The organism is Stenotrophomonas panacihumi, from assembly GCF_001431645.1.
In the GTDB taxonomy this organism is placed as follows: Bacteria; Pseudomonadota; Gammaproteobacteria; order Xanthomonadales; family Xanthomonadaceae; genus Stenotrophomonas_A; species Stenotrophomonas_A panacihumi.
In genome coordinates this window covers 1-21374 of the sequence record NZ_LLXU01000116.1, presented here as the reverse complement: position 1 = coordinate 21374, position 21374 = coordinate 1, and the positions used below count along the sequence as shown (strand labels likewise).

Below are 21374 nucleotides of genomic sequence, written 5' to 3'. Positions count from 1 at the left end.
CCGCGTTCCCGCGTTGACGAAAAGCCCGGCGAAAGCCGGGCTTTTTCGTGGCCGACGTTGGCGCGGAGGGATAAAAAAAAGCCCGGCATCCGCCGGGCTTTTTCTTCCACCGGAACGCGACGCCCGCCTTACAGCTGCGCCTCGTGGATGGTGATCTTGAACTGCTTGCGCACCGCTTCCAGCCAGGCGCGCTGCGCGGCCTCGCCCTGCATGCCGGCGAACTGGCCCTGCAGCGTCTCCAACTGGCCCGGCGGCAGCTTGGTCAGGTCGCCCGGGGTGACCTTGTTGACCAGGAATACGGCATAGCGGCCGGTAGCCAGCTCGACCTTGCCCACCGAAGGCTTGCCTTCGGCCGGCACCGGCGCGGCGAAGAACACGCGGTTGGCCGCGGCGGTCGGCATCGGCATGCCGCGCTGCAGGGTCGGCAGCGGGCTGACCTGCAGCTGCGCGGCCGGCGCGATGGCTTCCAGCGTTTCGCCCTTGCGCAGGCGCTCGACCAGCGCTTCGGCCTGCTTGGCAGCCGCCTGATTGGTGCGATCAGCCTGCACGGCGGCGACCACGCGCTCACGCACCTTGTCCAGCGGCAGGGTCTGCTCGGCGCTGTGCTGGGTGACGCGCACCAGCACGCTGTGGTTCGGCGCCAGCTCGATCGGGTCGCTGACGGTGCCGTCCTGGATGGCGGCCTCGGAGAACACCACGCGCTGCACGGCCGGGTTGGCGGCAATGCCACTGGCGTCGGCGCGCGAGAACGGGCCGAGCGTCTGCACCGGCAGGTTCATTTCCTTCGCGGCGCCGGCCAGTTCGGTCGGGTTCTTCATCACCAGGTCGACCAGCTTGCCGCTCTGGTCGGCGTAGGTCTTGTCGGCATCGGCCTTGAGCTGCTCGGCGGCGAGCTGGTCGCGCACTTCCTCGAACGACTTGCCCTGCCCGCCCTTGGTGCCGCGCACGACAATGATGTGGTAACCGAACTCGGACTTCACCGGGCCGACGATCTCGTCCGGCTTGGCGGCGAACACCGCGTCCTCGAACGCCTTGACCATCACGCCCTTCTCGACCCAGCCCAGGTCGCCACCGGCGTCCTTGGAGCCCGGGTCGTCCGAATTGGCCTTGGCCAGCGCGGCGAAATCCGCGCCCGGCTGGCGCGCTTCGGCGGCGATCTTGCTGGCCTTCGCTTCAGCGGCCTTCTGCGCGGCGGCATCGGCGTTCGCCGGCACGGCGATCAGGATGTGCGAAGCCTGGCGCTGCTCGGCATCGACGAAGCGCGACTTCTCTTCTTCATAGCGCTTGCGCAGCGTCGCCTCGTCGGCGGCCTGGGCGGCCGGCAGGTTGGCGCCGTTGAGCTCGACGAACTCGATGGTGACCATTTCCGGCTGGCGGAAATCGGCCGGGTGCGCGTCGTACCACTGCTTGGCCTGTTCGTCGCTGACCGGCGCGGTGTCCATTTCCTGCTGCGGCAGCACGCCGAGGGTGACGTCGCGGGTCTCGCCCATCAGGCGAATCGCACGCTCGAAATCGGCCTTGCTGGAGAACGCGGAGGTGGCGATCGCCGAAGGGATCAGCGACTGCTGCAGGCTGTCGCGCACGAGCTGCTCGAACTGCGCCGGCGTGCGGGCCGGCAGGCCGCGCGCAAGCTGTTCGCGGTAGACGGCCGGATCGAACTTGCCGTTGGTCTGGAAGCCCGGAATGCTGGCGATGGTATTGCGCACGGCTTCATCGCTCACCACCACGCCGGCGCGTTCGGAGGCTAGGCGCGCGACTTCCTCGTCGACCAGCTGGTCGAGCGCGGCAAGCTTGTTTTCGGTGGATTCGAAGCGCTGCGCGTCGAAGTTCTCGCCCTGCTGCTGGCGGGTCTGCATGCGCACCTGCTCGAAGCGCTCGCGGAACTGCGCGGTGCTGATGTCGCGGTGCTGCCACAGCAGCGAGGCCGGCCACCACGAGGGGGCGGAGGTCCACCACTTCGGCGGGGCCTGCACGCGGGCGACGTCGTTGGCGCCCATGCCGCCGAGGTAGCTGCTGTCGATGACGAACAGGAACGGGATCATCAGCAACCCCATGATCAGGGTGACGATCCAGCCAGAGGTCTTGTCGCGGAGTTTCTGCAGCATTGGGACGAATCGGGGCCTATGGGCGAGCTGGCCAGTGTAACTGCTTCGGGGGCTGGCTCCCAACGGGGGCGGGGTTTGGCTTTCTTGCGTGCGGCACGCATGGGCTATCGCGCGACGGAACGGAGGTCAAAAGCGGCTTGTTTTGGGCAAAAAAAAAGCCCCCTGCTTTCGCAGGGGGCTCGGATGAATGGCGGAGCGGACGGGACTCGAACCCGCGACCTCCGGCGTGACAGGCCAGCATTCTAACCAGCTGAACTACCGCTCCGCATTTTCAAACCGTGTGCCTTCTTCGAATCACTTCGGAGAAAGCGAAGCCCCCGATCTCTCAGGGGCTTCGATGTAACTGGCGGAGCGGACGGGACTCGAACCCGCGACCTCCGGCGTGACAGGCCAGCATTCTAACCAGCTGAACTACCGCTCCGCACATCAAAACTTTTGCAGTGGTGCTTTGGTGGGTGCTGAGGGTTTCGAACCCCCGACCCTCTCCGTGTAAAGGAGACGCTCTACCGCTGAGCTAAGCACCCCAGCGAGTCGATTAGTTTACGGCATCCTTCAGCGCTTTACCAGCCTTGAAGGAAGGATTTTTCGAAGCGGCGATCTTGATGGTGTCGCCGGTCTTCGGGTTACGGCCGGTGCGCTCGGCACGGGCGCGGACCTGGAACGTACCGAAGCCCACCAGGGTCACGGAGTCGCCCTTCTTGAGGGCCTTGGTGATTTCGCTGACGACCGCGTCGACGGCGCGACCAGCTTCAGCCTTGGAGATGTCAGCAGCAGCGGCAACGCCATCGATCAATTCGGTTTTATTCATTCTTTGAACTCCTTTTGCGGTCTCGCCGCGGAATCGACAATCGCGGCCCCTTCCAAGGCGACCGCGACCACATTTCGTATCGCCCAGCACGCCTTCAAGGCAGCTCCGCGAGTCGTGCTTTTATACCAGCGAGCCCCTACCCACGCAACCTAAAACCCAATAACGGCGCGGGTTTTCAGCCATTTTCGGGTCACATTGACCTGCTTGGTCAGTGCTTGACGCGCGCGGTACCCGCCGGCTTGCTCTTGCCACGCACCGTCGCCACCCGGCCGCCGTCGCGCGCCTTGCCACGCGCTTTGGACTTCGGGCGCAGCGGCGTCTCCAGCGCGAGGTCGAGCACTTCGTCGATCCACTTCACCGGAATGATCTCCAGGTCGCGGGTGACGTTGTTCGGGATGTCGGCCAGGTCCTTGCGGTTCTCCTCGGGAATCAGCACGGTGCGGATGCCGCCGCGCAGCGCGGCCAGCAACTTCTCCTTCAAGCCGCCGATCGCCGAGACGCGCCCGCGCAGGGTGATCTCGCCGGTCATCGCCACGTCCGCGCGCACCGGCACCTTGGTGAGCATGGAGACGAGCGAAGTCACCATCGCCGCGCCCGCGCTCGGACCATCCTTCGGCGTGGCGCCATCGGGCACATGGACGTGGACGTCGTGCTTCTGCAGGAAATCGACATCGATGCCCAGCGCCTCGGCACGCGCGCGCACTACCGACAGGGCCGCGGAAGCCGATTCCTTCATCACGTTGCCAAGCTGGCCGGTGAGGATCAGCTGGCCCTTGCCCGGCACCAGCGTGGATTCGATCTGCAGCAGGTCGCCGCCGACTTCCGTCCAGGCCAGGCCGGTCACCAGGCCGATCTCGTTCTCTTCCTCGGCACGGCCGAAGTCGAAGCGACGCACGCCCAGGTACTTGTCCAGGTTCTTCGAGGACACGATGACCAGCGCCTTCGGCTTGCGCGCCGCGGCCTTCTTGGCCGGCGCCTTCTTGGCCACCGGCTGCGGGCCGGCCAGCGCGATCTCCTTCACCACCTTGCGGCAGATCTTGGCGATCTCGCGCTCGAGGTTGCGCACGCCCGACTCGCGCGTGTAGAAGCGCACGATGTCGCGGATCGCATCTTCCTCGATCGCCAGCTCTTCCGGCGCCAGGCCGTTGGCCTTGATCTGCTTCGGCACCAGGTAACGCATGGCGATGTTGAGCTTCTCATCCTCGGTGTAACCCGGGATGCGGATGACCTCCATGCGGTCCAGCAGCGGGCCGGGGATGTTGAGCGAGTTGGAGGTCGCCACGAACATCACTTCGGACAGGTCCAGGTCCACTTCGAGGTAGTGGTCGTTGAACGCGTTGTTCTGCTCGGGATCGAGCACTTCCAGCAGCGCCGACGAGGGATCGCCGCGGAAGTCCATCGACATCTTGTCGATCTCGTCGAGCACGAACAGCGGGTTCTTGCTGCCGACCTTGTTGAGGTTCTGCACGATGCGGCCCGGCATCGAACCGACGTAGGTACGACGGTGGCCGCGGATCTCGGCCTCGTCGCGCACGCCGCCCAGGCTCATGCGCACGAACTTGCGGTTCGTCGCCTTGGCGATCGACTGGCCGAGCGAGGTCTTGCCCACGCCGGGCGGACCGACCAGGCACAGGATCGGGCCCTTCATCTGCTTCACGCGCGACTGCACCGCGAGGTATTCGAGGATGCGGTCCTTCACCTTGTCCAGGCCGTAGTGGTCGGCATCGAGCGTGTCCTGGGCGACCTTCAGGTCCTTGCGCACCTTGGTGCGCTTCTTCCACGGCACGCCGAGCAGCCAGTCGAGGTAATTGCGCACCACGGCCGCTTCGGCGGACATCGGCGACATCTGCTTGAGCTTGTTGAGCTCGGCCTTGGCCTTGGCCTCGACGGCCTTCGGCATGCCGGCTTCGGCGATCTTGCGCGCCAGCTCTTCCAGCTCGCCCGGCGCATCGTCCAGGTCACCCAGTTCCTTCTGGATGGCCTTCATCTGTTCGTTGAGGTAGTACTCGCGCTGGCTCTTTTCCATCTGCGACTTCACGCGGCCGCGGATGCGCTTTTCCAGCTGTTGCACGTCGATCTCGCCGTCGACCAGGCCGACCAGCATCTCCAGGCGTTCGCCGATCTCGCTGGTTTCCAGCAGGCGCTGCTTGTCGGCCAGGCGCACGCCGATGTGCGCGGCGATGGTGTCCGCGAGGCGGCCGGGCTCTTCGATGCCGGCCAGCGTCTGCAGCAGTTCCGGCGGGAGCTTGCGGTTGGTCTTGACGTACTGTTCGAACAACGACATCAGCGAGCGGGCAATGGCCTCGATCTCGCGCGATTCGCGCCCTTCGACGGAATCGATCTCCACGCCGCGGCCCTGCAGCGCGCCATCGCGCTCTTCGACGCGATCAACGGTGACGCGCGACAGGCCTTCGACCAGCACCTTGATCGTGCCGTCGGGCAGCTTCAGCAGCTGCAGCACCTGCGCGAGCGTGCCGACGGAATACAGATCGCTGGCGCCGGGGTCGTCGGTCTCGGCGGATTTCTGCGCGACCAGCAGGATGCGCTTGTCGGCCTCCATCGCCTGTTCCAGCGCGCGCATGGACTTGTCGCGGCCGACGAACAGCGGGATGACCATATGGGGAAACACCACCACGTCGCGCAGGGGGAGGACGGGCAGATCCAGGACTTCGGAAGCAGGCTGGGCCATTGGGGGCTCCACGGGGAATGCGGTTTTTCGGGGGCTAAAAAAGCCAATGGCCCCGTTATGGGGCCATTGGATGAACCTTGCAAGTGGATTCGGGGAAACCCTTTGGCTTCAGATAGTTGCCCAAGGGTCCGCCCGGCCTCAGTCGCCCGAGGCGGCCTTCGCCGGGGCCGGCGGGGTCTGGTAGATCAGGTACGGCTCGGACTTGTGCTCGATCACGGATTCATCGACCACCACCTTGCTGACATTCTCCTGCGAGGGCAGCTCGTACATCGTGTCCAGCAGCACCGATTCGACGATGGTGCGCAGGCCACGTGCGCCGGTCTTGCGCTTGAGCGCCTTCTTGGCGATCGCCGACAGGGCGTCCGGGCGGAACTCCAGCTCCACGTTCTCCATCTCGAACAGCTTCTTGAACTGCTTGGTGATGGCGTTCTTGGGCTCGGTGAGGATCTTGATCAGCGCCGGTTCGTCCAGCTCCTCCAGCGTGGCGACCACCGGCAGGCGGCCGACGAACTCGGGAATCAGGCCAAACTTGATCAGGTCTTCCGGCTCCACCTCGGCCAGCACCTTGCCGACCTCGGTCTTGCGCGTGCTGCTCTTCACCTTGGCGCCGAAGCCGATGCCGCCGGCCTCGGTCGAACGCTGCTGGATCACCTTGTCCAGGCCGGCGAACGCGCCGCCGCAGATGAACAGGATGTTCTTGGTGTCGACCTGCAGGAATTCCTGCTGCGGATGCTTGCGGCCGCCCTGCGGCGGCACGCTGGCCACCGTGCCTTCGATCAGCTTCAGCAGCGCCTGCTGCACGCCTTCGCCGGACACGTCGCGGGTGATCGACGGGTTCTCGCTCTTGCGCGAGATCTTGTCGATTTCGTCGATATAGACGATGCCCTGCTGCGCCTTGTCGACGTCGTAGTCGCACTTCTGCAGCAGCTTCTGGATGATGTTCTCCACGTCCTCGCCCACGTAACCGGCTTCGGTCAGCGTGGTAGCGTCGGCAATGGTGAACGGCACGTTGAGCAGGCGCGCCAGCGTCTCGGCCAGCAGCGTCTTGCCCGAACCGGTCGGGCCGACCAGCAGGATGTTGGACTTCGCCAGTTCGACGTCGTCGTTCTTCTGCCGGCTCTCGATGCGCTTGTAATGGTTGTACACGGCCACGGCCAGCGTGCGCTTGGCGCGGTTCTGGCCGATCACGTACTGGTCGAGCACCTCGAGGATCTCGCGCGGCTTGGGCAGGCTCGAACGCGCGGACTGCGCCTTCTCTTCCAGCTCTTCGCGGATGATGTCGTTGCAGAGCTCCACGCACTCGTCGCAGATGAACACGCTCGGGCCCGCGATCAGCTTGCGGACCTCATGCTGACTCTTGCCGCAGAACGAGCAGTAGAGAATCTTGGTGCTGTCGCCGGAACCGGCACGACCTTGGCGGTCTTCGCTCATGCTTCTGTTACCCAGTTGCCCCACCCGGTGACCGGGGGTTCGATTCGAGAATAGCACAGGGTCGGGAGGACGAAAGTCCACCCCGACCCCGCAGGTTTTGCCTTGGATTTCCGTGCCTTGGCGGTCAAACGCAAGGCTCAGCCCGCCTGGATCGACTCGTCCGGGCGACGCTCCAGGACCTGGTCGACCAGGCCATAGGCCTGGGCATCCACCGCGCTCTTGAAGTTGTCGCGCTCGGTATCGCGCGCGATGGTCTCCAGCGACTGGCCGGTGTGCTTGGCCAGCACCTCGTTCAGGCGCGAACGCAGGGTCAGGATCTCGCGGGCGTGGATGTCGATATCCGTGGCCTGGCCCTGGAAGCCACCCAGCGGCTGGTGGATCATCACGCGCGAATTCGGCAGCGCATAACGCTTGCCGGCCGCGCCCGCAGCCAGCAGCAGGGCGCCCATGGAGGCCGCCTGGCCGACGCAGATGGTGCTCACGTCCGGCTTGATGTACTGCATGGTGTCGTAGATCGCCATGCCGGCAGTGACCACGCCGCCGGGCGAGTTGATGTAGATGCTGATGTCCTTTTCCGGGTTCTCCGCTTCCAGGAACAGCAGCTGGGCGATGACCACGTTGGCGACGTGGTCGTCGATCGGGCCGACCAGGAAGATCAGCCGCTCTTTCAACAGGCGCGAGTAGATGTCGTAGGCGCGCTCGCCGCGGCTGGTCTGCTCGACCACCATCGGCACCAGGTTCAGGGCTTTGGTCTCAATGCTCATCGGTCTTCCTGTTGTGGCACCGACCTGCGCCGGCACCCGGGTCAATTGCGGATAGCTTCCTGGAACGACAGGCCCTGCTCGGTGTGCTGGGCGCGCTCGGCGATCCAGTCGATCACCTGCTCTTCCATCACGCGGTTCTGGAGGCTGCCCATCAACTGGGGGTCGTTGCGGTACATCTCAATGACCTGCTCCGGCTCTTCGTAGGTCGAAGCGATCAGGCGCAGGGTCTCGTTCACCCGCTTCGGGTCCAGGCGCAGCTGGTGGGTGCGGGCGACCTCGCCGACCAGCAGGCCGACCAGCACGCGCTTGGAAGCGGCGTCCATGAAGCCCTGGTGGGCATCGGCCGGCGGCTGGCCCGGGTCACGGCCGGCGCGGCGCATCTGCTCGACCTGCTGCAACAGCATGCCGCGGGCCTCGTTTTCGACCAGGCGCGGCGGCAGCTCGACGTGGGCGTAGGCGGCGATCAGCTGCTCGCCGACCTCGCGACGCAGGCGGTTCATCAGCGCGCCCTTGAGCTCGCGCTCCAGGTTGGAGCGGATGTCGGCGCGGAACTGCTCGGCCTCGCCGTTCTTCACGCCGAAGCTCTTGATGAACTCCTTGTTGACTTCCGGCAGCACCGGCTCGGAGACCTCGACGGCCTTCACGTGCACCTGCACCGACTTGCCGGCCAGCTGCGGCACGCGCCAGTCGGCCGGGAAGTCGACCGTCAGGGTCTTCTCCTCGCCCTTGGCCAGGCCTTCCAGGCCCTTCTCGATCTGGTCGAACATCACGCCCGAACCCAGGATCGAGGAGCCACGCTCCACGCCCTCGGCCGGCAGGCGCTCGTCGCCGGCCTGCGACCAGGTTTCCAGCGCGACCAGGTCACCTTCCTTGGCGCCGCGCTCAACCGGCTGCCAGGTACGGCGCTGCAGGCGCAGGTTCTCGATCATCTGATCGATGTCGGCGTCGGTCACTTCCGCGGTGTGGCGGATGACGTTGAGCTTGGCCACGTCGATCTCGCCGAATTCCGGCACCACCTCGAAGGTGGCGACGAAGTCGAACTCGCCCTCGCCCGCCTTGTCGATGCGCGGGTTGCCGGCCAGGCGCAGCGAATGCTCGCGGATCGCCGACTCGAAGGTTTCGCGCAGCAGGCCGTCCATCGCCTCGGCACGGACCTGCGGCCCGAAGCGCTGTTCGATCACCTTGGCAGGCACCTTGCCCGGACGGAAACCCTTGATGCGCGCGGTGCGCGCGATCTCGCTCAGGCGGCCGCCGATGTGGGACTCCAGGCGCTCCTCCGGCAGGGTGAAGGTCAGGCGGCGTTCCAGGTTGCCGGTGGATTCGATCGAAGCTTGCATTTTGACTCCTGCCACCGACCAGCCCCGGTCGGCACGAAATGATTGAGCGGGTTGAGGAAGGCGCAGAACGCCTGAGCCGGCTAGTTTCGCCGATTCCGGCGGCCGCTGCCAGCGGCCGCCGCGCGGCCCGCAGATGGTGCGAAAGGGGGGACTCGAACCCCCACGCCTCACGGCGTCAGAACCTAAATCTGGTGCGTCTACCAATTCCGCCACTTTCGCTTCGCGGCGCGCCCGCATCGGGTCGGCGCCGGGCCATTGTTGCAGGGCAACCGGCAAAGAAAAAGGCACCCGCCGAAGCGGGTGCCTTTCTTTTTGGTGGGCCGTCAAGGATTCGAACCTTGGACCTATTGATTAAGAGTCAACTGCTCTACCAACTGAGCTAACGGCCCTGAAACTGAGCTGCGCATTCTATATGCGCTTTTGCTTCGTTGCAACACCCTGCGAAGCGTCAGGCTTGAATCAGTGGGGTGGCTGAGGGGATTCGAACCCCCGACCACTGGAATCACAATCCAGTACTCTAACCAACTGAGCTACAGCCACCACTGAAACCGTCCCGGGCCGCACAACTGCCGGCACCGAAGCGAGTCCGATATTTTTCAGGACATGGCGCAGGAATGCAAGCCTCCTGAATCGGGCAGCCCTGTCTTTGTCGCCATTAGATGGCATCCGCGCATTCTTCATGGCCACCGGCCCCCGATCCACGAGAGCACCTTGCAGGCAGGCGTTCGCACACCGTTGCGCGCAGCGGCGCCCACTCGCGTGTCAGCGATTGACACAAATCCCGGCTTCACACCACGATAACATTACTTAACGGGGGTTCAGGGACAGGAGCAATGCACTTCATCCGGGCGTTCGAACGCCCCATCAAGATCTTGATGGTGGGCATCTACGTGGCCGTATTGCTGTTGATCGCCGACCATCTGGCTCGTTAAAGCAGCTGGGCCGCCTTGAGGATGCCCATTTCCTGGGCGAGCAGCGCGAGCTCGTTGGCGGCCTGCGCCTTGACCTCGCGTCCGCCGGTCGCGGCATCCAGCAGCCGCTGATAAGCGTCCCAGAAATCCGGCCCGTTGCCGTACTTGCGGAAATTCGCGGCAAGCACCATTCGGCTATCCGCGGCATGGGGAAACACAGCTTGGCTCATCGCACCCGCCTCCTTGCCCCTGTCTGGCGAGTAGGCATGCGCGCCATGACAGCGGCATGACACGCCAACTCACCCAGATGCGCTCACCTGCTCGATCATGACGTGCCGATCCGTGCCGTCGTCGCTGACGATCAGTTCCAGCAGTACAGGTCCGCTCCCGTCCGTGCCAATGCACTGCTCGACCAGGGCGAACAGCCCCGCGTCATTCGCGTCGAAGTAGCGCACTGAGGGTGGCGGCATTGACGCGATGTCCAGCCTCAAGGCGCCTCGCTCGCGAAGACACGCCGCAAGATCTTCCGCGATGGCCACCGCCGGGTCGCGACCCAGGGCGATGGCGTAACCCCAGTGCACCCCGAGCGCATGGAAATCTTCCTCGCACAGCAACCGTGCGGCGACGCACCCGATTGCGGCCAGCGCCTGCGCATCCGGTGCTTCACGACTGATCTTCATTGGCCATCCATGCAACGCGGAATAGGCGAACACGCGCGTGACGTGGCTAGCATCGATGGCGCGCCCGACAGGACTCGAACCTGTAACCGCCGGCTTAGAAGGCCGGTGCTCTATCCGGTTGAGCTACGGGCGCTTGAGGGCGACACGGCCCCGGCGGATCGAGTGGTCGGGGTAGAGGGATTCGAACCCCCGACATCCTGCTCCCAAAGCAGGCGCGCTACCAGACTGCGCTATACCCCGGTTGAACTCACGAGACCCGGCGCCGGCGGCGCGCGGGGGTCGTGCATTGTCCGGACAAGCCGGCCGCAGTGTCAATCTCGGACCGGGCCGCGCCGGTGGGCCTCCGGGTGCATGGGATATGCTGGAACCGTCGGGCCAAGACGGCCCGCCCTACCCCTCAAGGAGATCTCCCCATGTTCCGCAGTGGCAACCCCGCGCTCCAGGAATCCACCTTCCTCGACATCGGCAGCGGCAGCGTCGTGCGCCGCGATGCCGATGCGATGACCCTCAACGGCACCGTCAACAAGACCGGGATACTCCTGCTGCTGGCCCTGCTGACCGCCGCGTTCGCATGGAGCCAGACCCTCACGCCGGACGGCGAGGCGTTGCCGGTGGCCAGGTTCTACCTGCTGGGCGGGGCGATCGGCGGCTTCATCGTCGCGATGATCACCACCTTCAAGGCGAAGTGGGCACCGGTCACCGCGCCCCTCTACGCCCTGCTGGAAGGCTTCTTCCTGGGCGCGATCTCGGCCATCTACGAACAACGCTTCAACGGCATCGTGTTCCAGGCCGTGCTGCTGACCGTCGGCACGCTGTTCGCGCTGCTGTTCGCCTACCGCAGCGGGCTGATCAAGGCCACCGAGAACTTCAAGCTCGGCGTCGTGGCGGCCACCGGCGGCATCGCGCTGGTGTACCTGGCGACCATCGTGCTGGGCTTCTTCAACGTCAGCGTTCCCTTCATCCACGAATCCGGCCTGATCGGCATCGGCTTCAGCCTGTTCGTGGTGGTCATCGCGGCGCTGAACCTGGTGCTGGATTTCGACTTCATCGAGAACGGCGTCCAGCAGGGCGCGCCGAAGTACATGGAGTGGTACGGCGCGTTCGGCCTGATGGTGACGCTGGTGTGGCTGTACATCGAATTCCTGCGCCTGCTGTCCAAGCTGCAGTCGCGCAACTGAGGTAAAACCCCGGCCCCTTGCGGGGCCGGGGCCGCATGCTAGGCTGAAGGGTTTGCGTCCTCCCTGATGCCTGCCGATGAACCCCTCGTCTTCCCTTCGCGATCCCCGCCTCGGCGGCCATGCGTTCCGTACCCTCTGGCCGCTGATCGCGGTGGTGGTGTTCTTCGTGGCCAGCGGCCTGCTGGCGGGCCAGAACATCCGCACCATCCGCAACGACAACGCGTTGGTGATCCGCTCCCAGGAAACCATGACCGCGCTGGGCGACGTGCTCTCCGCCGTGCAGGACGCCGAAACCGGGCAGCGCGGCTATCTGCTCACCGGCAACGACAGCTACCTGGAGCCGTACCAGACCGCACTCGGCGTCGCCAGCGCGCGGCTTGACGCCATCGACAAGGCCGTCGAGGGCGACCCCGCCCAGCGCGACCGGCTCAAGCAGCTGGCCAAGCGGGTACAGGGCAAGTTCGACGAGTTGCACGAAACCATCGAACTGCGCCGCACCCAGGGTTTCGAACCGGCGTTGGCCGTGGTCAGCTCGAACCGCGGCAAGATCGCCATGGACGACATCCGCGCGCGGCTGGCCTCCATGCGCGCGGTCGAGCTCGACAAGCGGGCGCGCCGGTTGGCGGAAATGGAATCGGCCTACGCCACCGCCCTGACGTCAGGCACCGCCAGCGCCGTGCTCGGCATCGCACTGACCGTGTTCGTTGGCTTCATGATCCGCCGCAACGCCCGGGCCCGCGAACGCGATGCCTGGCTGCAGGCGGGCCGGCTCGAACTGTCCGCCGTCATCGCCGGGGACAAGGACAGCCACGAGCTGGCCAGTGACAGCCTGGGCTTCCTCGCCCGCTTCCTCGGCGCCGAGGCCGGGGCGCTGTTCGTGCCCACCCCGGGGGGTTTCTCGCGGATCGGCGCCGTGGGCGTTGCCCAAGCCGACAGTGGGACGGAACACTTCCGCCCTGCCGGCAGCCTGTTGTCGCGCGCAGTGGCAGAGCGCGAGGTCCTGCTGGTCTCGGACGTGCCGGCCGGCTATCTCACTGTAGGGTCCGGCCTCGGCCAGGCGGCACCCCGCCACCTCGTCATCACGCCCAGCATCGAGAACGGCGAAGTGCGCGGTGTCATCGAGCTGGGTTTCTTCAAACCGGTGGACGAGGCGGTGATCGAGCTGCTGTCCCGCATCTCGCCGGACATGGCGGTGGCGCTGCGTTCGGCCACCTACCGCTCGGAACTGTCGCAGCTGCTGGAGCAGACGCAACGCCAGGCCCAGGCACTGCAAGTCCAGAGCGAGGAACTGCGCGTCTCCAACGAGGAACTGGAAGAACAAGGTCGCGCGCTTCGTTCGTCCCAGCACGAACTGGAAGAACAGCAGGCCGAACTGGAGCAGACCAACAACCAGCTCACCGACCAGTCGCAGCAGCTGGAAAGCGAGCGCGACAAGCTGGCCCGCGCCAACGACGCCATCGAGGCGGAGGCGCGCAAGGTACAGCGCGCGAGCCAGTACAAGTCCGAATTCCTCGCCAACATGTCGCACGAGCTGCGCACGCCGCTCAACTCCGCACTCATCCTGTCCAAGCTGCTGGCCGACAATCGCGACGGCAACCTGCACGAAGAACAGGTCAAGTTCGCCCGCACCATCCATGCGTCCGGCACCGACCTGCTCAACCTCATCAACGACATCCTCGACCTGTCGAAGATCGAGGCCGGGCATATCGAAGTCAGCCCGGAGCCGTTCGGCGTGGAAGGCCTGCTGTCGGATCTCTCCACCCTGCTGGGCCCGGTGGCGGGCGACAAGGGCCTGTCCCTGGATGTGTCGCTGTCCGCGGACTGCCCGGCGGTCATCGAGTCCGATCGCCAGCGCATCGAGCAGATCCTCAAGAACCTGTTGTCCAACGCGCTGAAATTCACCGAGGTCGGCGGCGTCACCCTGCGCGCCACCGCCAGCCGCGGCGGACAGATCGCCTTCACCGTCAGCGACACCGGCATCGGCATCGCGCCGGACCAGCAGGCGCGCATCTTCGAAGCGTTCCAGCAGGCGGACGGCTCCATCAGCCGCCGCTACGGCGGCACCGGCCTGGGCCTGTCCATCTCGCAGGAACTCGCACGCCTGCTCGGCGGCGACATCACCGTGGACAGCGAACCCGGCAAGGGCAGTCGCTTCACGCTGCGGGTCGCCACCCGGCTGGTGGAAGGCCAGCGCGCGGCGCCGTCGACCTCCCCGCGCATGATGCCGCCACCGGCTGCCCTGCGCCCCCCCGAGCCGGCGCAGGGCCTGCGCGCGCCGACGAGCACGCCCTCCGCCGCGGCGGCGGACGCCGCCGAACCGGCCGACAAACGCCGCCTGATCCTGATCATCGAAGACGATCCGGCGTTTGGCGAAATCGTCAGCGACCTCGCCCGCGAAATGGGCTTCCGTGCCCGCGTGGCCGCGTCCGCCGGCGAAGCGCTGGCCGCCGCGCGCGCCGAACTGCCGCAGGCCATCGTGCTGGACGTGGGCCTGCCCGACCAGTCGGGCCTGTCGGTACTCGACATCCTCAAGCACGACGTACGCACGCGGCACATCCCCGTCCACGTGGTGTCGGCGATGGATCACGCGCGCAAGGCGCTGTCGCTCGGCGCGGTGGGTTACCTGGGCAAGCCGACCACGCGCGAGGAACTCGCCGGCGTGCTCGACTCCCTGGAGCGCCGCCTCTCGCAACGCCCGCGCCTGGTCCTGGTGGTGGAGGACGACGTGGTCCAGCTCGACGCGGTGCGCGAACTGCTGGCGTCGGCGGACGTGGAAACAGTCGGCGCAGGTTCGGCCGCCGAGTGCGCGCGTGCGTTGGAGGAATACACGTTCGACTGCATGGTGCTGGACCTGTCGCTCCCCGATGCCTCGGGCTTCGAACTGCTGGAAGCGCTCAGCGGAAGGGAAAGCCACGCGCTGCCGCCCGTCATCGTCTACACGGGCCGCGTGCTGACACCGGCCGAAGAGGCACGGCTGAGCCACTATTCCAGCTCGATCATCATCAAGGGCGCGCGCTCGCCGGAGCGGCTGCTCGACGAAGTGACGCTGTTCCTGCACCAGGTGGTGAGCGAACTGCCCGAACCGCAGCAGGGCATGATCCGCCGCGCACAGCATCGAGATGACACGCTCGACGCGCGCCACATCCTCATCGTCGAGGACGACGTGCGCAACATCTACGCGCTAATGAACGTGCTCGAGCCGCACGGCTGCAAGGTGTCCATCGCCCGCAATGGCCAGGAGGCGATCACCGCGCTGGGCACGGCGGCTGGCAGCCAGGCGCCGGTCGACCTGGTACTCATGGATATCATGATGCCGGTCATGGACGGCCTCACCGCGACCCGCCAGATCCGCCTGGATCCGCGCTTCGATCGCCTGCCGATCATCGCCCTGACCGCCAAGGCCATGCCCGACGACCAGCAGCAATGCATCCAGGCCGGCGCGAGCGACTACATCGCCAAGCCGCTGGACGTGGACAAGCTGCTCTCGCTCATCCGGGTCTGGCTGATGGCCTGATGCGAAAAGGGCATCGCGGTCTCCCGCGATGCCCTTCGTGTTTCCCGCACTGCGTCCGGGGACGCCATCGGCCGCTTACAGGCGGCTGGCGATCGCCTTGGCGAAGCCCATGGTGTTGCCGGTGCCGCCCAGGTCGGGGGTCAGCGAATCCTTGGCTTCCAGCGTCGCCACGATGGCGTTGCGCAGGCGCTCGGCGTTCTGCGGCTGGCCGACGTGGTCCAGCATCTGCGCCGCGCCCAGCAGCAGGGCGCAGGGATTGGCCTTGCCCTGGCCTGCGATGTCCGGCGCCGAGCCGTGCACGGCCTCGAAGATCGCCGCATCGACGCCGATGTTCGCGCCCGGGGCCAGGCCCAGGCCGCCGACCAGGCCGGCGCACAGGTCGGAGATGATGTCGCCGAACAGGTTGGTGGTGACGATGATGTCGAACTGCTCCGGACGCATCACCAGCTGCATGCAGGCGTTGTCGACGATCATTTCCTGGAACTCGATGTCCGGGTACTGCGCGGCGACTTCACGCGCGACCTTCAGGAACAGGCCCGAGGTCGACTTGATGATGTTGGCCTTGTGCACCGCGGTGACCTTCTTGCGGCCGGTGTTCTTGGCCAGCTCGAAGGCGTAGCGCACGATGCGCTCGGAGCCCTTGCGGGTGATCTTGGTGCCGGAGAAAGCGGTTTCGCCGTCCTCGGACACGGTCTGGCCTTCGCTCAGGTACGCGCCTTCGGTGTTCTCGCGAACGGTGATCAGGTCCACGCCGTCGGCGAAGCGCGACTTGGTGTTCGGGAACGACTTGGCCGGACGCACATTGGCGTACAGGTCGAACTTGCGGCGCAGCGCCACGTTGATCGAGCTGAAACCCTCGCCGACCGGGGTGGTCAGCGGGCTCTTCAGCGCCACCTTGTTCTTGGCGATGGAGGCCAGGGTGGCCTCGGGCAGCAGGTCGCCATGCTTTTCCAGCGCGACCAGGCCGGCGTCGGCGTATTCGTAGGTGAGGCCGGCCTGCAGGGCGTCGAGCACGTGCAGGGTGGCGTCCATGATCTCCGGGCCGATGCCGTCGCCGCGGATGACCGTGATTGTCTGCGTCATAAGTAAAGGGATTCCGAACGGGGGATGGAGTCTTTGAAGACGGGAGCGCGGGCTGCCTGGCGGCGCCGTGCGCATGCGAATGCCAGTAGCGGAATTATGCCCGATCGGGCTCCCGCCCCCCAAACCGACATTGGTCGAACTTGGCCTGCACGCCCCGGGGAGCCCCCGGGGCGGCGGCGCAGGCGGGCTCAATCGTGAGAATGCGCGTCCGGGGCGGCCGCGCCGCCCTCGAGCTGGTCCAGGAAGTCCACCGCGCGCCGCAGGTGCGGGATCACGATCGAACCGCCCACCACCAGGCCCACCGAGAAGGTCTCGAAGAACTCTTCCCGGGTCACGCCCACTTCCTTGCACTGGGCGACGTGGTAGCTGATGCAGTCGTCGCAACGCAGCACCATCGAAGCCACCAGGCCCAGCAGCTCCTTGGTCTTCACGTCCAGCGCGCCGGCCTGGTAGGTCTGCGTGTCGAGGGCGAAGAAACGCCGCACCACCTGGTTCGGCTCGTCCAGGATGCGCTTGTTCATGCGCTGGCGGAATTCGGTGAAGGCGCGGACGCGGTCGGCCTCGTCCTCGTGGGTCTGCGGGCCGCTCATGCCTGCGCCTCCGGGCCCTGGCCCGCCAGCAGCGGCTCCAGCTTGCCGGCGCGGTGCAGCGCCATCATGTCGTCGTAGCCGCCGACGTGGACGTCGCCGATGAAGATCTGCGGCACGCTGGTGCGCTTGGCCAGCGCCACCATCTTCTCGCGCTCGGCCGGGTCCAGGTCGATGCGGACTTCCTCCCACTGCTGTCCCTTGCTCTTGAGGAAGTTCTTGGCCGCCACGCAGTACGGGCAGATGGCGGTGGAATAGAGCCGGATCCGGGGCGTGCCGCCCGGGGCCGGTGCAACGGTGTCGTTCACGGGAAACTCCGCGTGGGTTCAGTGGTCTGCAATATGGTAACGGCCCGCTGGAATTTCGAGCCGCCGGCCGCAACACTGTGGACCGCTACGCATTCACGCGCCGGCCAGCCGGCGACGCCTCACTGCCGGAGCCCGCCTTGCGCCACCTGCTGCTTGCCACCGCCGTCACCCTGGCCCTCGCCGCCGGCGTCAGCCCCGCCCAGGAGAGCCGGCTGCCGGATATCGGCTCCTCCGCCGGCGAACTGCTCACCCCGGCCCGCCAGGCCGAGTACGGCAAGATGATGCTGGCCGAGCTGCGCAACTACGGCTACGTGCTGCAGGATCCGCTGATCGAGGACTGGCTGCAGACCATGGGCCAGCGCCTGGGCGCCAACAGCGACCAGCCGCAGCAGCCGTTCACCTTCTTCATGCTGCGCGAGCGGCAGATCAACGCCTTCGCCACGCTCGGCGGCTACGTGGCGGTCAACGCCGGCCTGGTGCTCACCGCCGAGCGCGAGGACGAAGTGGCCGCGGTGCTCTCGCACGAAATCGCCCACGTCACCCAGCAGCACGTGCTGCGCGGGGTGGAGCGCACCCAGCGCGACCAGATCCCGATCCTGCTCGGCATGCTGGCCGCGGTGATCGCCGCGCAGAGCGCCGGCGGCAACTCCAGCGGCGACGCGACCATGGCCAGCATCACCAGCGCCATGGGCCTGATGGCGCAGCGGCAGATCAACTACACCCGCTCCAACGAATCGGAAGCCGACCGCCTCGGCATCCGAACCCTCGCCCGCAGCGGCTACGACGTGGACGCCATGGCCGGCTTCTTCGAGCGCATGTCGCTGGCGATGCGCGGCAACGAGGGCGGCTACAGCGCGCCGGACTACCTGCAGACCCACCCGGTCACCACCACGCGCATCGTCGAGGCCAAGGCGCGCGCCGAGCAGATGAAGAAGGACACCGTCCTGCTCACCACCAGCGTGCCGGGCGCCACCGAACAGGTGCGGGTGAATCCTTCCGACCCCTCGCTCTCCGAGCCGCTGGGCACCAGCAACAATCCGCTGCTGCCCTACACCTTCCAGGTGCCGTTCGACGCGGCCACGCGCGGCAACAGCGGGCAGTTCGCCTGGGCCAAGGAGCGCCTGCGCGTGCTCAGCGCCAACACCCCGGGCGCGGCGATCCGCGAATACGAGGACCTGCGCCGGGGCAGCCCGAAGGGCCTCACCGACGCCCAGCGCTACGGCCTGGCGCTGGCCCACATGCGCAACAGCGACAGCCAGGCCAACGTGATGCACACGTTCTCGGCGTTGCTGGAAGACCACCCGGACAACCTGTGGATCGCCCTGGCCCTGGGCGAGGCGCAGACCCGCGCCGGCCAGGCCGAGCAGGCCAACCAGCGCTTCGAACAGCTGCTGCACGACCACCCGGACAGCCGCCCGGTGGTGCTCACCTATGCCGCCCTGCTCAACGAACAGGCCACCGCGGCGGCCGGCCGGCGCGCCCAGCAGATCCTGGAACCGCTGGCGCGGCGGGCGGCCGAGGATCCGGTGTTCCAGCAGACTTATGCGCGGGCCAGCGAGCTGGCGGGCAACCCGCACCGGGCCAGCGAGGCCTATGCCGAAGCCGCCTTCCTGAACGGGCGCGCCGAGCAGGCACTGATCCAGCTGCAGGCGCTCAAGCGCCAGGACCTGGACTACGTCACCCGTGCCCGGGTCGATGCCCGCATCGCGGCCATCACCCCGACCGTGCTGGAGCTGCGCCGCCAGGGCGTGCGCGACCCGGAGCTGTCGCGCTGACGCCGGGCCGGTACCGTCACATGTCCGTCATAAAACCGTAGTCTACTGGCGACCATCCGCAATCCCCCACGGTAGCCGCGTGCAGAAACGCATCCTGATCGTCGATGACGAACCCGCGATCCGCGACATGGTCGCCTTTGCCCTGCGCAAGGGTGAATTCGAGCCGATCCACGCCGGCGACGCCCGCGAGGCGCAGACGGCGATCGCCGACCGCGTCCCGGACCTGATCCTGCTGGACTGGATGCTGCCGGGCACCAGCGGCCTGGATCTGGCGCGCCGCTGGCGCAAGGACACGCTGACGCGCGAGATCCCGATCATCATGCTGACCGCGCGCGGCGAGGAGAACGACCGCGTCGGCGGCCTGGAAGCCGGCGTGGACGACTACGTGGTCAAGCCCTTCTCGGCCCGCGAGCTGCTGGCGCGCATCCGCGCGGTCATGCGCCGCGCCCGCGACGACGACGAGGACGGCAGCGTGGCAGTGGGCGAACTGCGCATCGATGGCGCCGCGCACCGCGTGTTCGCCGGTGATTCGCCGGTGCCGATCGGCCCGACCGAATACCGCCTGCTGCACTTCTTCATGACCCACCCCGAGCGCGTCTACAGCCGCACCCAGCTGCTGGACCACGTCTGGGGCGGCAGCGTTTACGTCGAGGAGCGCACGATCGACGTGCACATCCGCCGCCTGCGCAAGACGCTGGAACCGTTCGGCCTGGAAAACATGGTGCAGACCGTGCGTGGATCGGGTTACCGGTTCTCGGCGGCGACCTGACGGCATCCGCTCCACGCCGCCGGTCATCGCTCCCATGCCCCAACACATCCGTTCCGCCTGGATCCGGACGCTCGGCGCGCTCGCGCTGTGGCTGCTGGCCGCGCTTGCCATCGGCCTGGTGCTTGGCCACGCCTGGATGGCGCTGGCCCTCGCCTCGCTCGCCGCGCTGGCCTGGTCCTACTGGCGCCTGCGCCGCGTGCTGCGCCGCCTCACCGCCCGCCAGCGCTGGGAGCCCGAACCGGCCCAGGGCGCCTGGAACGAGCTCGACCGCCTGCTCTACCGCAGCCAGGGCGAGATGCGCACGCGCAAGCGCCGCCTGCTGGAAATGCTGCGCACCTACCGCGCCGCCGCCGCCGCGCTGCCGGACGCGGTGGTGGTGGTGGACCGCAACAGCCAGCGCGTGCAGTGGTTCAACGAAGCCGCCGGCAACCTGCTGGGCCTCTATCACCCGGGCGACCTCGGCGTGCCGGTGGTCGATCGCCTGCAGCCGCTGCCGCTGGCCCACTGGCTGGCCGCCGGGCGCAACGCCGAGCCGATGCTCGACGCGCCCTCCCCGGTCGATCCCAACCTGCGCCTCAACCTGCGCCTGATCCCCTATTCGGACGACTACTGGCTGCTGGTCGCGCGCGACGTCAGCAAGCTGCTGCGCCTGGAGCAGGTGCGCCGCGATTTCGTCGCCAACGTCTCGCACGAACTGCGCACGCCGCTGACCGTCGTGCACGGCTACCTGGACATGCTCGATCCGGAGGATTTCCCGGATTCGGGCCCGATGCTCACCGAGATGCGCAAGCAGTCGCAGCGCATGGCCCAGCTCGTCGAGGACCTGCTGACCCTCTCCCGCCTGGAATCGCAGGACGAGATCGGCGAGGAGACCGTGGCGATGGCGCCGATGCTGGCCACGCTGCGTCGCGAAGCCGAAGCGCACAGCCACGGCCGCCACACCATCGAAGTGCACGACGAAGCGAACTGCGACCTGCTCGGCTCCAACAAGGAACTGCACAGCGCGTTCTCCAACCTGGTCACCAACGCCGTGCGCTACACCCCGGCCGGCGGCACGGTGAGCATCCGCTTCGCCCGCGAGGCCGACGGCGGCGCGGTGCTGGCGGTGCGCGACACCGGCTACGGCATTCCCGCCTCGCACCTGCCGCGCATCACCGAACGCTTCTATCGCGTCTCCAGCAGCCGCTCGCGCGAAAGCGGTGGCACCGGCCTGGGCCTGTCGATCGTCAAGCACGTGCTCGGCCTGCACCAGGCGCGCCTGGATATCGAGAGCGAAGTCGGCAAGGGCAGCGAATTTTCCTGTCATTTCGGCCCGGCGCGCGTCCTCGTGCGCGAGCCGGACACGCACGCGACATGAAGCCCGTGCTATTGGTATGACCGCAACACCCGCGGGCCGCCCTGGCCCGCGCCCACACCGCCACAGCCACCCGTAGAA

Annotated in this window: 16 protein-coding genes and 8 tRNA genes; 5 read left to right on the top strand and 19 right to left on the bottom strand. The window is 66.9% G+C overall.

The genetic code is table 11. The features are described from left to right. Positions 1 to 128 precede the first annotated feature (128 nt). The 16 genes from ARC20_RS14900 to ARC20_RS14830 form a co-directional block, all read right to left on the bottom strand. On the bottom strand, positions 129 to 2105 hold the full coding sequence (locus tag ARC20_RS14900; RefSeq protein WP_057648494.1) for a peptidyl-prolyl cis-trans isomerase: 1977 nt from the start codon (positions 2103 to 2105) through the stop codon (positions 129 to 131). Positions 2106 to 2293: 188 nt separating this feature from the next. Beyond that, positions 2294 to 2370: transfer RNA gene (locus ARC20_RS14895), tRNA-Asp, on the bottom strand. A 79-nt stretch (positions 2371 to 2449) separates the two neighbouring features. Then, positions 2450 to 2526, bottom strand: a tRNA-Asp gene (locus tag ARC20_RS14890). Positions 2527 to 2554: 28 nt separating this feature from the next. Beyond that, positions 2555 to 2629 (bottom strand) — tRNA-Val (locus ARC20_RS14885). Positions 2630 to 2640: 11 nt separating this feature from the next. After that, positions 2641 to 2913 carry an HU family DNA-binding protein gene (locus ARC20_RS14880; protein ID WP_057648493.1) on the bottom strand — a complete coding sequence of 91 codons (273 nt, stop codon included), beginning with the start codon at positions 2911 to 2913 and terminating at the stop codon, positions 2641 to 2643. A 208-nt stretch (positions 2914 to 3121) separates the two neighbouring features. Continuing rightward, positions 3122 to 5602 (bottom strand): endopeptidase La, encoded by a 2481-nt coding sequence (lon, locus tag ARC20_RS14875; protein WP_057648491.1) that lies wholly within the window; start codon positions 5600 to 5602, stop codon positions 3122 to 3124. A gap of 138 nt (positions 5603 to 5740) precedes the next feature. Continuing rightward, positions 5741 to 7033, bottom strand: a complete 1293-nt coding sequence (gene clpX, locus ARC20_RS14870; protein ID WP_057648489.1) for an ATP-dependent Clp protease ATP-binding subunit ClpX — start codon at positions 7031 to 7033, stop codon at positions 5741 to 5743. Positions 7034 to 7170: 137 nt separating this feature from the next. Beyond that, positions 7171 to 7797, bottom strand: coding sequence for an ATP-dependent Clp endopeptidase proteolytic subunit ClpP (gene clpP / locus ARC20_RS14865; protein ID WP_057648487.1), 627 nt, complete (start codon positions 7795 to 7797; stop codon positions 7171 to 7173). A 41-nt stretch (positions 7798 to 7838) separates the two neighbouring features. Further along, positions 7839 to 9134, bottom strand: coding sequence for a trigger factor (gene tig, locus ARC20_RS14860; protein ID WP_057648485.1), 1296 nt, complete (start codon positions 9132 to 9134; stop codon positions 7839 to 7841). 134 nt (positions 9135 to 9268) lie between these two features. Beyond that, a tRNA-Leu gene (locus ARC20_RS14855) sits at positions 9269 to 9353 on the bottom strand. Positions 9354 to 9447: 94 nt separating this feature from the next. Continuing rightward, positions 9448 to 9523: transfer RNA gene (locus ARC20_RS14850), tRNA-Lys, on the bottom strand. A 74-nt stretch (positions 9524 to 9597) separates the two neighbouring features. Next, positions 9598 to 9674, bottom strand: a tRNA-His gene (locus ARC20_RS14845). Positions 9675 to 10062: 388 nt separating this feature from the next. Then, a complete protein-coding gene (locus tag ARC20_RS18670; RefSeq protein ID WP_146165851.1) occupies positions 10063 to 10275 on the bottom strand; it encodes a hypothetical protein in 213 nt (70 codons plus the stop codon). Between the two features lie 69 nt (positions 10276 to 10344). After that, positions 10345 to 10725, bottom strand: a complete 381-nt coding sequence (locus tag ARC20_RS14840; RefSeq protein ID WP_057648483.1) for a hypothetical protein — start codon at positions 10723 to 10725, stop codon at positions 10345 to 10347. Between the two features lie 56 nt (positions 10726 to 10781). Then, a tRNA-Arg gene (locus ARC20_RS14835) sits at positions 10782 to 10858 on the bottom strand. Positions 10859 to 10888: 30 nt separating this feature from the next. Beyond that, a tRNA-Pro gene (locus ARC20_RS14830) sits at positions 10889 to 10965 on the bottom strand. A 173-nt stretch (positions 10966 to 11138) separates the two neighbouring features. Between ARC20_RS14830 and ARC20_RS14825 the strand changes: the two genes are divergently transcribed. Continuing rightward, the gene (locus ARC20_RS14825; protein ID WP_057648480.1) at positions 11139 to 11903 is read left to right on the top strand and encodes a Bax inhibitor-1/YccA family protein; all 765 of its coding nucleotides are present in this window, start codon (positions 11139 to 11141) and stop codon (positions 11901 to 11903) included. 76 nt (positions 11904 to 11979) lie between these two features. Further along, positions 11980 to 15417: a response regulator gene (locus ARC20_RS14820; protein ID WP_057648479.1), complete on the top strand. Its 3438-nt coding sequence runs from the start codon at positions 11980 to 11982 to the stop codon at positions 15415 to 15417. Between the two features lie 75 nt (positions 15418 to 15492). Here the strand turns inward: ARC20_RS14820 and ARC20_RS14815 are convergent, their stop codons facing one another. From ARC20_RS14815 to grxC, 3 genes are all read right to left on the bottom strand, one after another. After that, on the bottom strand, positions 15493 to 16500 hold the full coding sequence (locus ARC20_RS14815; RefSeq protein ID WP_057648477.1) for an isocitrate dehydrogenase: 1008 nt from the start codon (positions 16498 to 16500) through the stop codon (positions 15493 to 15495). Between the two features lie 188 nt (positions 16501 to 16688). Then, positions 16689 to 17090, bottom strand: a complete 402-nt coding sequence (locus ARC20_RS14810) for a carboxymuconolactone decarboxylase family protein (RefSeq protein WP_057648474.1) — start codon at positions 17088 to 17090, stop codon at positions 16689 to 16691. Further along, complete coding sequence (gene grxC / locus ARC20_RS14805; protein WP_057648473.1) at positions 17087 to 17395, bottom strand: glutaredoxin 3; 309 nt, start codon at positions 17393 to 17395, stop codon at positions 17087 to 17089. The genes ARC20_RS14810 and grxC overlap by 4 nt, the downstream gene beginning before the upstream one ends. A 137-nt stretch (positions 17396 to 17532) precedes the next feature. Between grxC and ARC20_RS14800 the strand changes: the two genes are divergently transcribed. The 3 genes from ARC20_RS14800 to phoR all read left to right on the top strand — a co-directional run bounded on the left by ARC20_RS14800 (position 17533) and on the right by phoR (position 21296). After that, complete coding sequence (locus tag ARC20_RS14800) at positions 17533 to 19170, top strand: M48 family metalloprotease (protein WP_057648526.1); 1638 nt, start codon at positions 17533 to 17535, stop codon at positions 19168 to 19170. Between the two features lie 79 nt (positions 19171 to 19249). Beyond that, positions 19250 to 19939 (top strand): phosphate regulon transcriptional regulator PhoB, encoded by a 690-nt coding sequence (gene phoB, locus ARC20_RS14795; RefSeq protein WP_057648471.1) that lies wholly within the window; start codon positions 19250 to 19252, stop codon positions 19937 to 19939. Between the two features lie 34 nt (positions 19940 to 19973). Further along, a complete protein-coding gene (gene phoR, locus ARC20_RS14790; protein ID WP_057648469.1) occupies positions 19974 to 21296 on the top strand; it encodes a phosphate regulon sensor histidine kinase PhoR in 1323 nt (440 codons plus the stop codon). Positions 21297 to 21374: the final 78 nt, after the last annotated feature.

What these genes read in the sequence shown, in the direction of transcription:
- ARC20_RS14820 (WP_057648479.1), top strand. Translation starts at nt 11,980, where the DNA reads ATGAACCCCTCGTCTTCCCTTCGCGATCCCCGCCTCGGCGGCCATGCG.
- ARC20_RS14900 (WP_057648494.1), bottom strand. Translation starts at nt 2,105, where the DNA reads ATGCTGCAGAAACTCCGCGACAAGACCTCTGGCTGGATCGTCACCCTG.
- ARC20_RS14815 (WP_057648477.1), bottom strand. Translation starts at nt 16,500, where the DNA reads ATGACGCAGACAATCACGGTCATCCGCGGCGACGGCATCGGCCCGGAG.
- tig (WP_057648485.1), bottom strand. Translation starts at nt 9,134, where the DNA reads ATGCAAGCTTCGATCGAATCCACCGGCAACCTGGAACGCCGCCTGACC.
- clpP (WP_057648487.1), bottom strand. Translation starts at nt 7,797, where the DNA reads ATGAGCATTGAGACCAAAGCCCTGAACCTGGTGCCGATGGTGGTCGAG.
- phoR (WP_057648469.1), top strand. Translation starts at nt 19,974, where the DNA reads ATGCCCCAACACATCCGTTCCGCCTGGATCCGGACGCTCGGCGCGCTC.
- ARC20_RS14840 (WP_057648483.1), bottom strand. Translation starts at nt 10,725, where the DNA reads ATGAAGATCAGTCGTGAAGCACCGGATGCGCAGGCGCTGGCCGCAATC.
- clpX (WP_057648489.1), bottom strand. Translation starts at nt 7,033, where the DNA reads ATGAGCGAAGACCGCCAAGGTCGTGCCGGTTCCGGCGACAGCACCAAG.
- ARC20_RS14880 (WP_057648493.1), bottom strand. Translation starts at nt 2,913, where the DNA reads ATGAATAAAACCGAATTGATCGATGGCGTTGCCGCTGCTGCTGACATC.
- ARC20_RS18670 (WP_146165851.1), bottom strand. Translation starts at nt 10,275, where the DNA reads ATGAGCCAAGCTGTGTTTCCCCATGCCGCGGATAGCCGAATGGTGCTT.
- ARC20_RS14825 (WP_057648480.1), top strand. Translation starts at nt 11,139, where the DNA reads ATGTTCCGCAGTGGCAACCCCGCGCTCCAGGAATCCACCTTCCTCGAC.
- lon (WP_057648491.1), bottom strand. Translation starts at nt 5,602, where the DNA reads ATGGCCCAGCCTGCTTCCGAAGTCCTGGATCTGCCCGTCCTCCCCCTG.
- ARC20_RS14810 (WP_057648474.1), bottom strand. Translation starts at nt 17,090, where the DNA reads ATGAGCGGCCCGCAGACCCACGAGGACGAGGCCGACCGCGTCCGCGCC.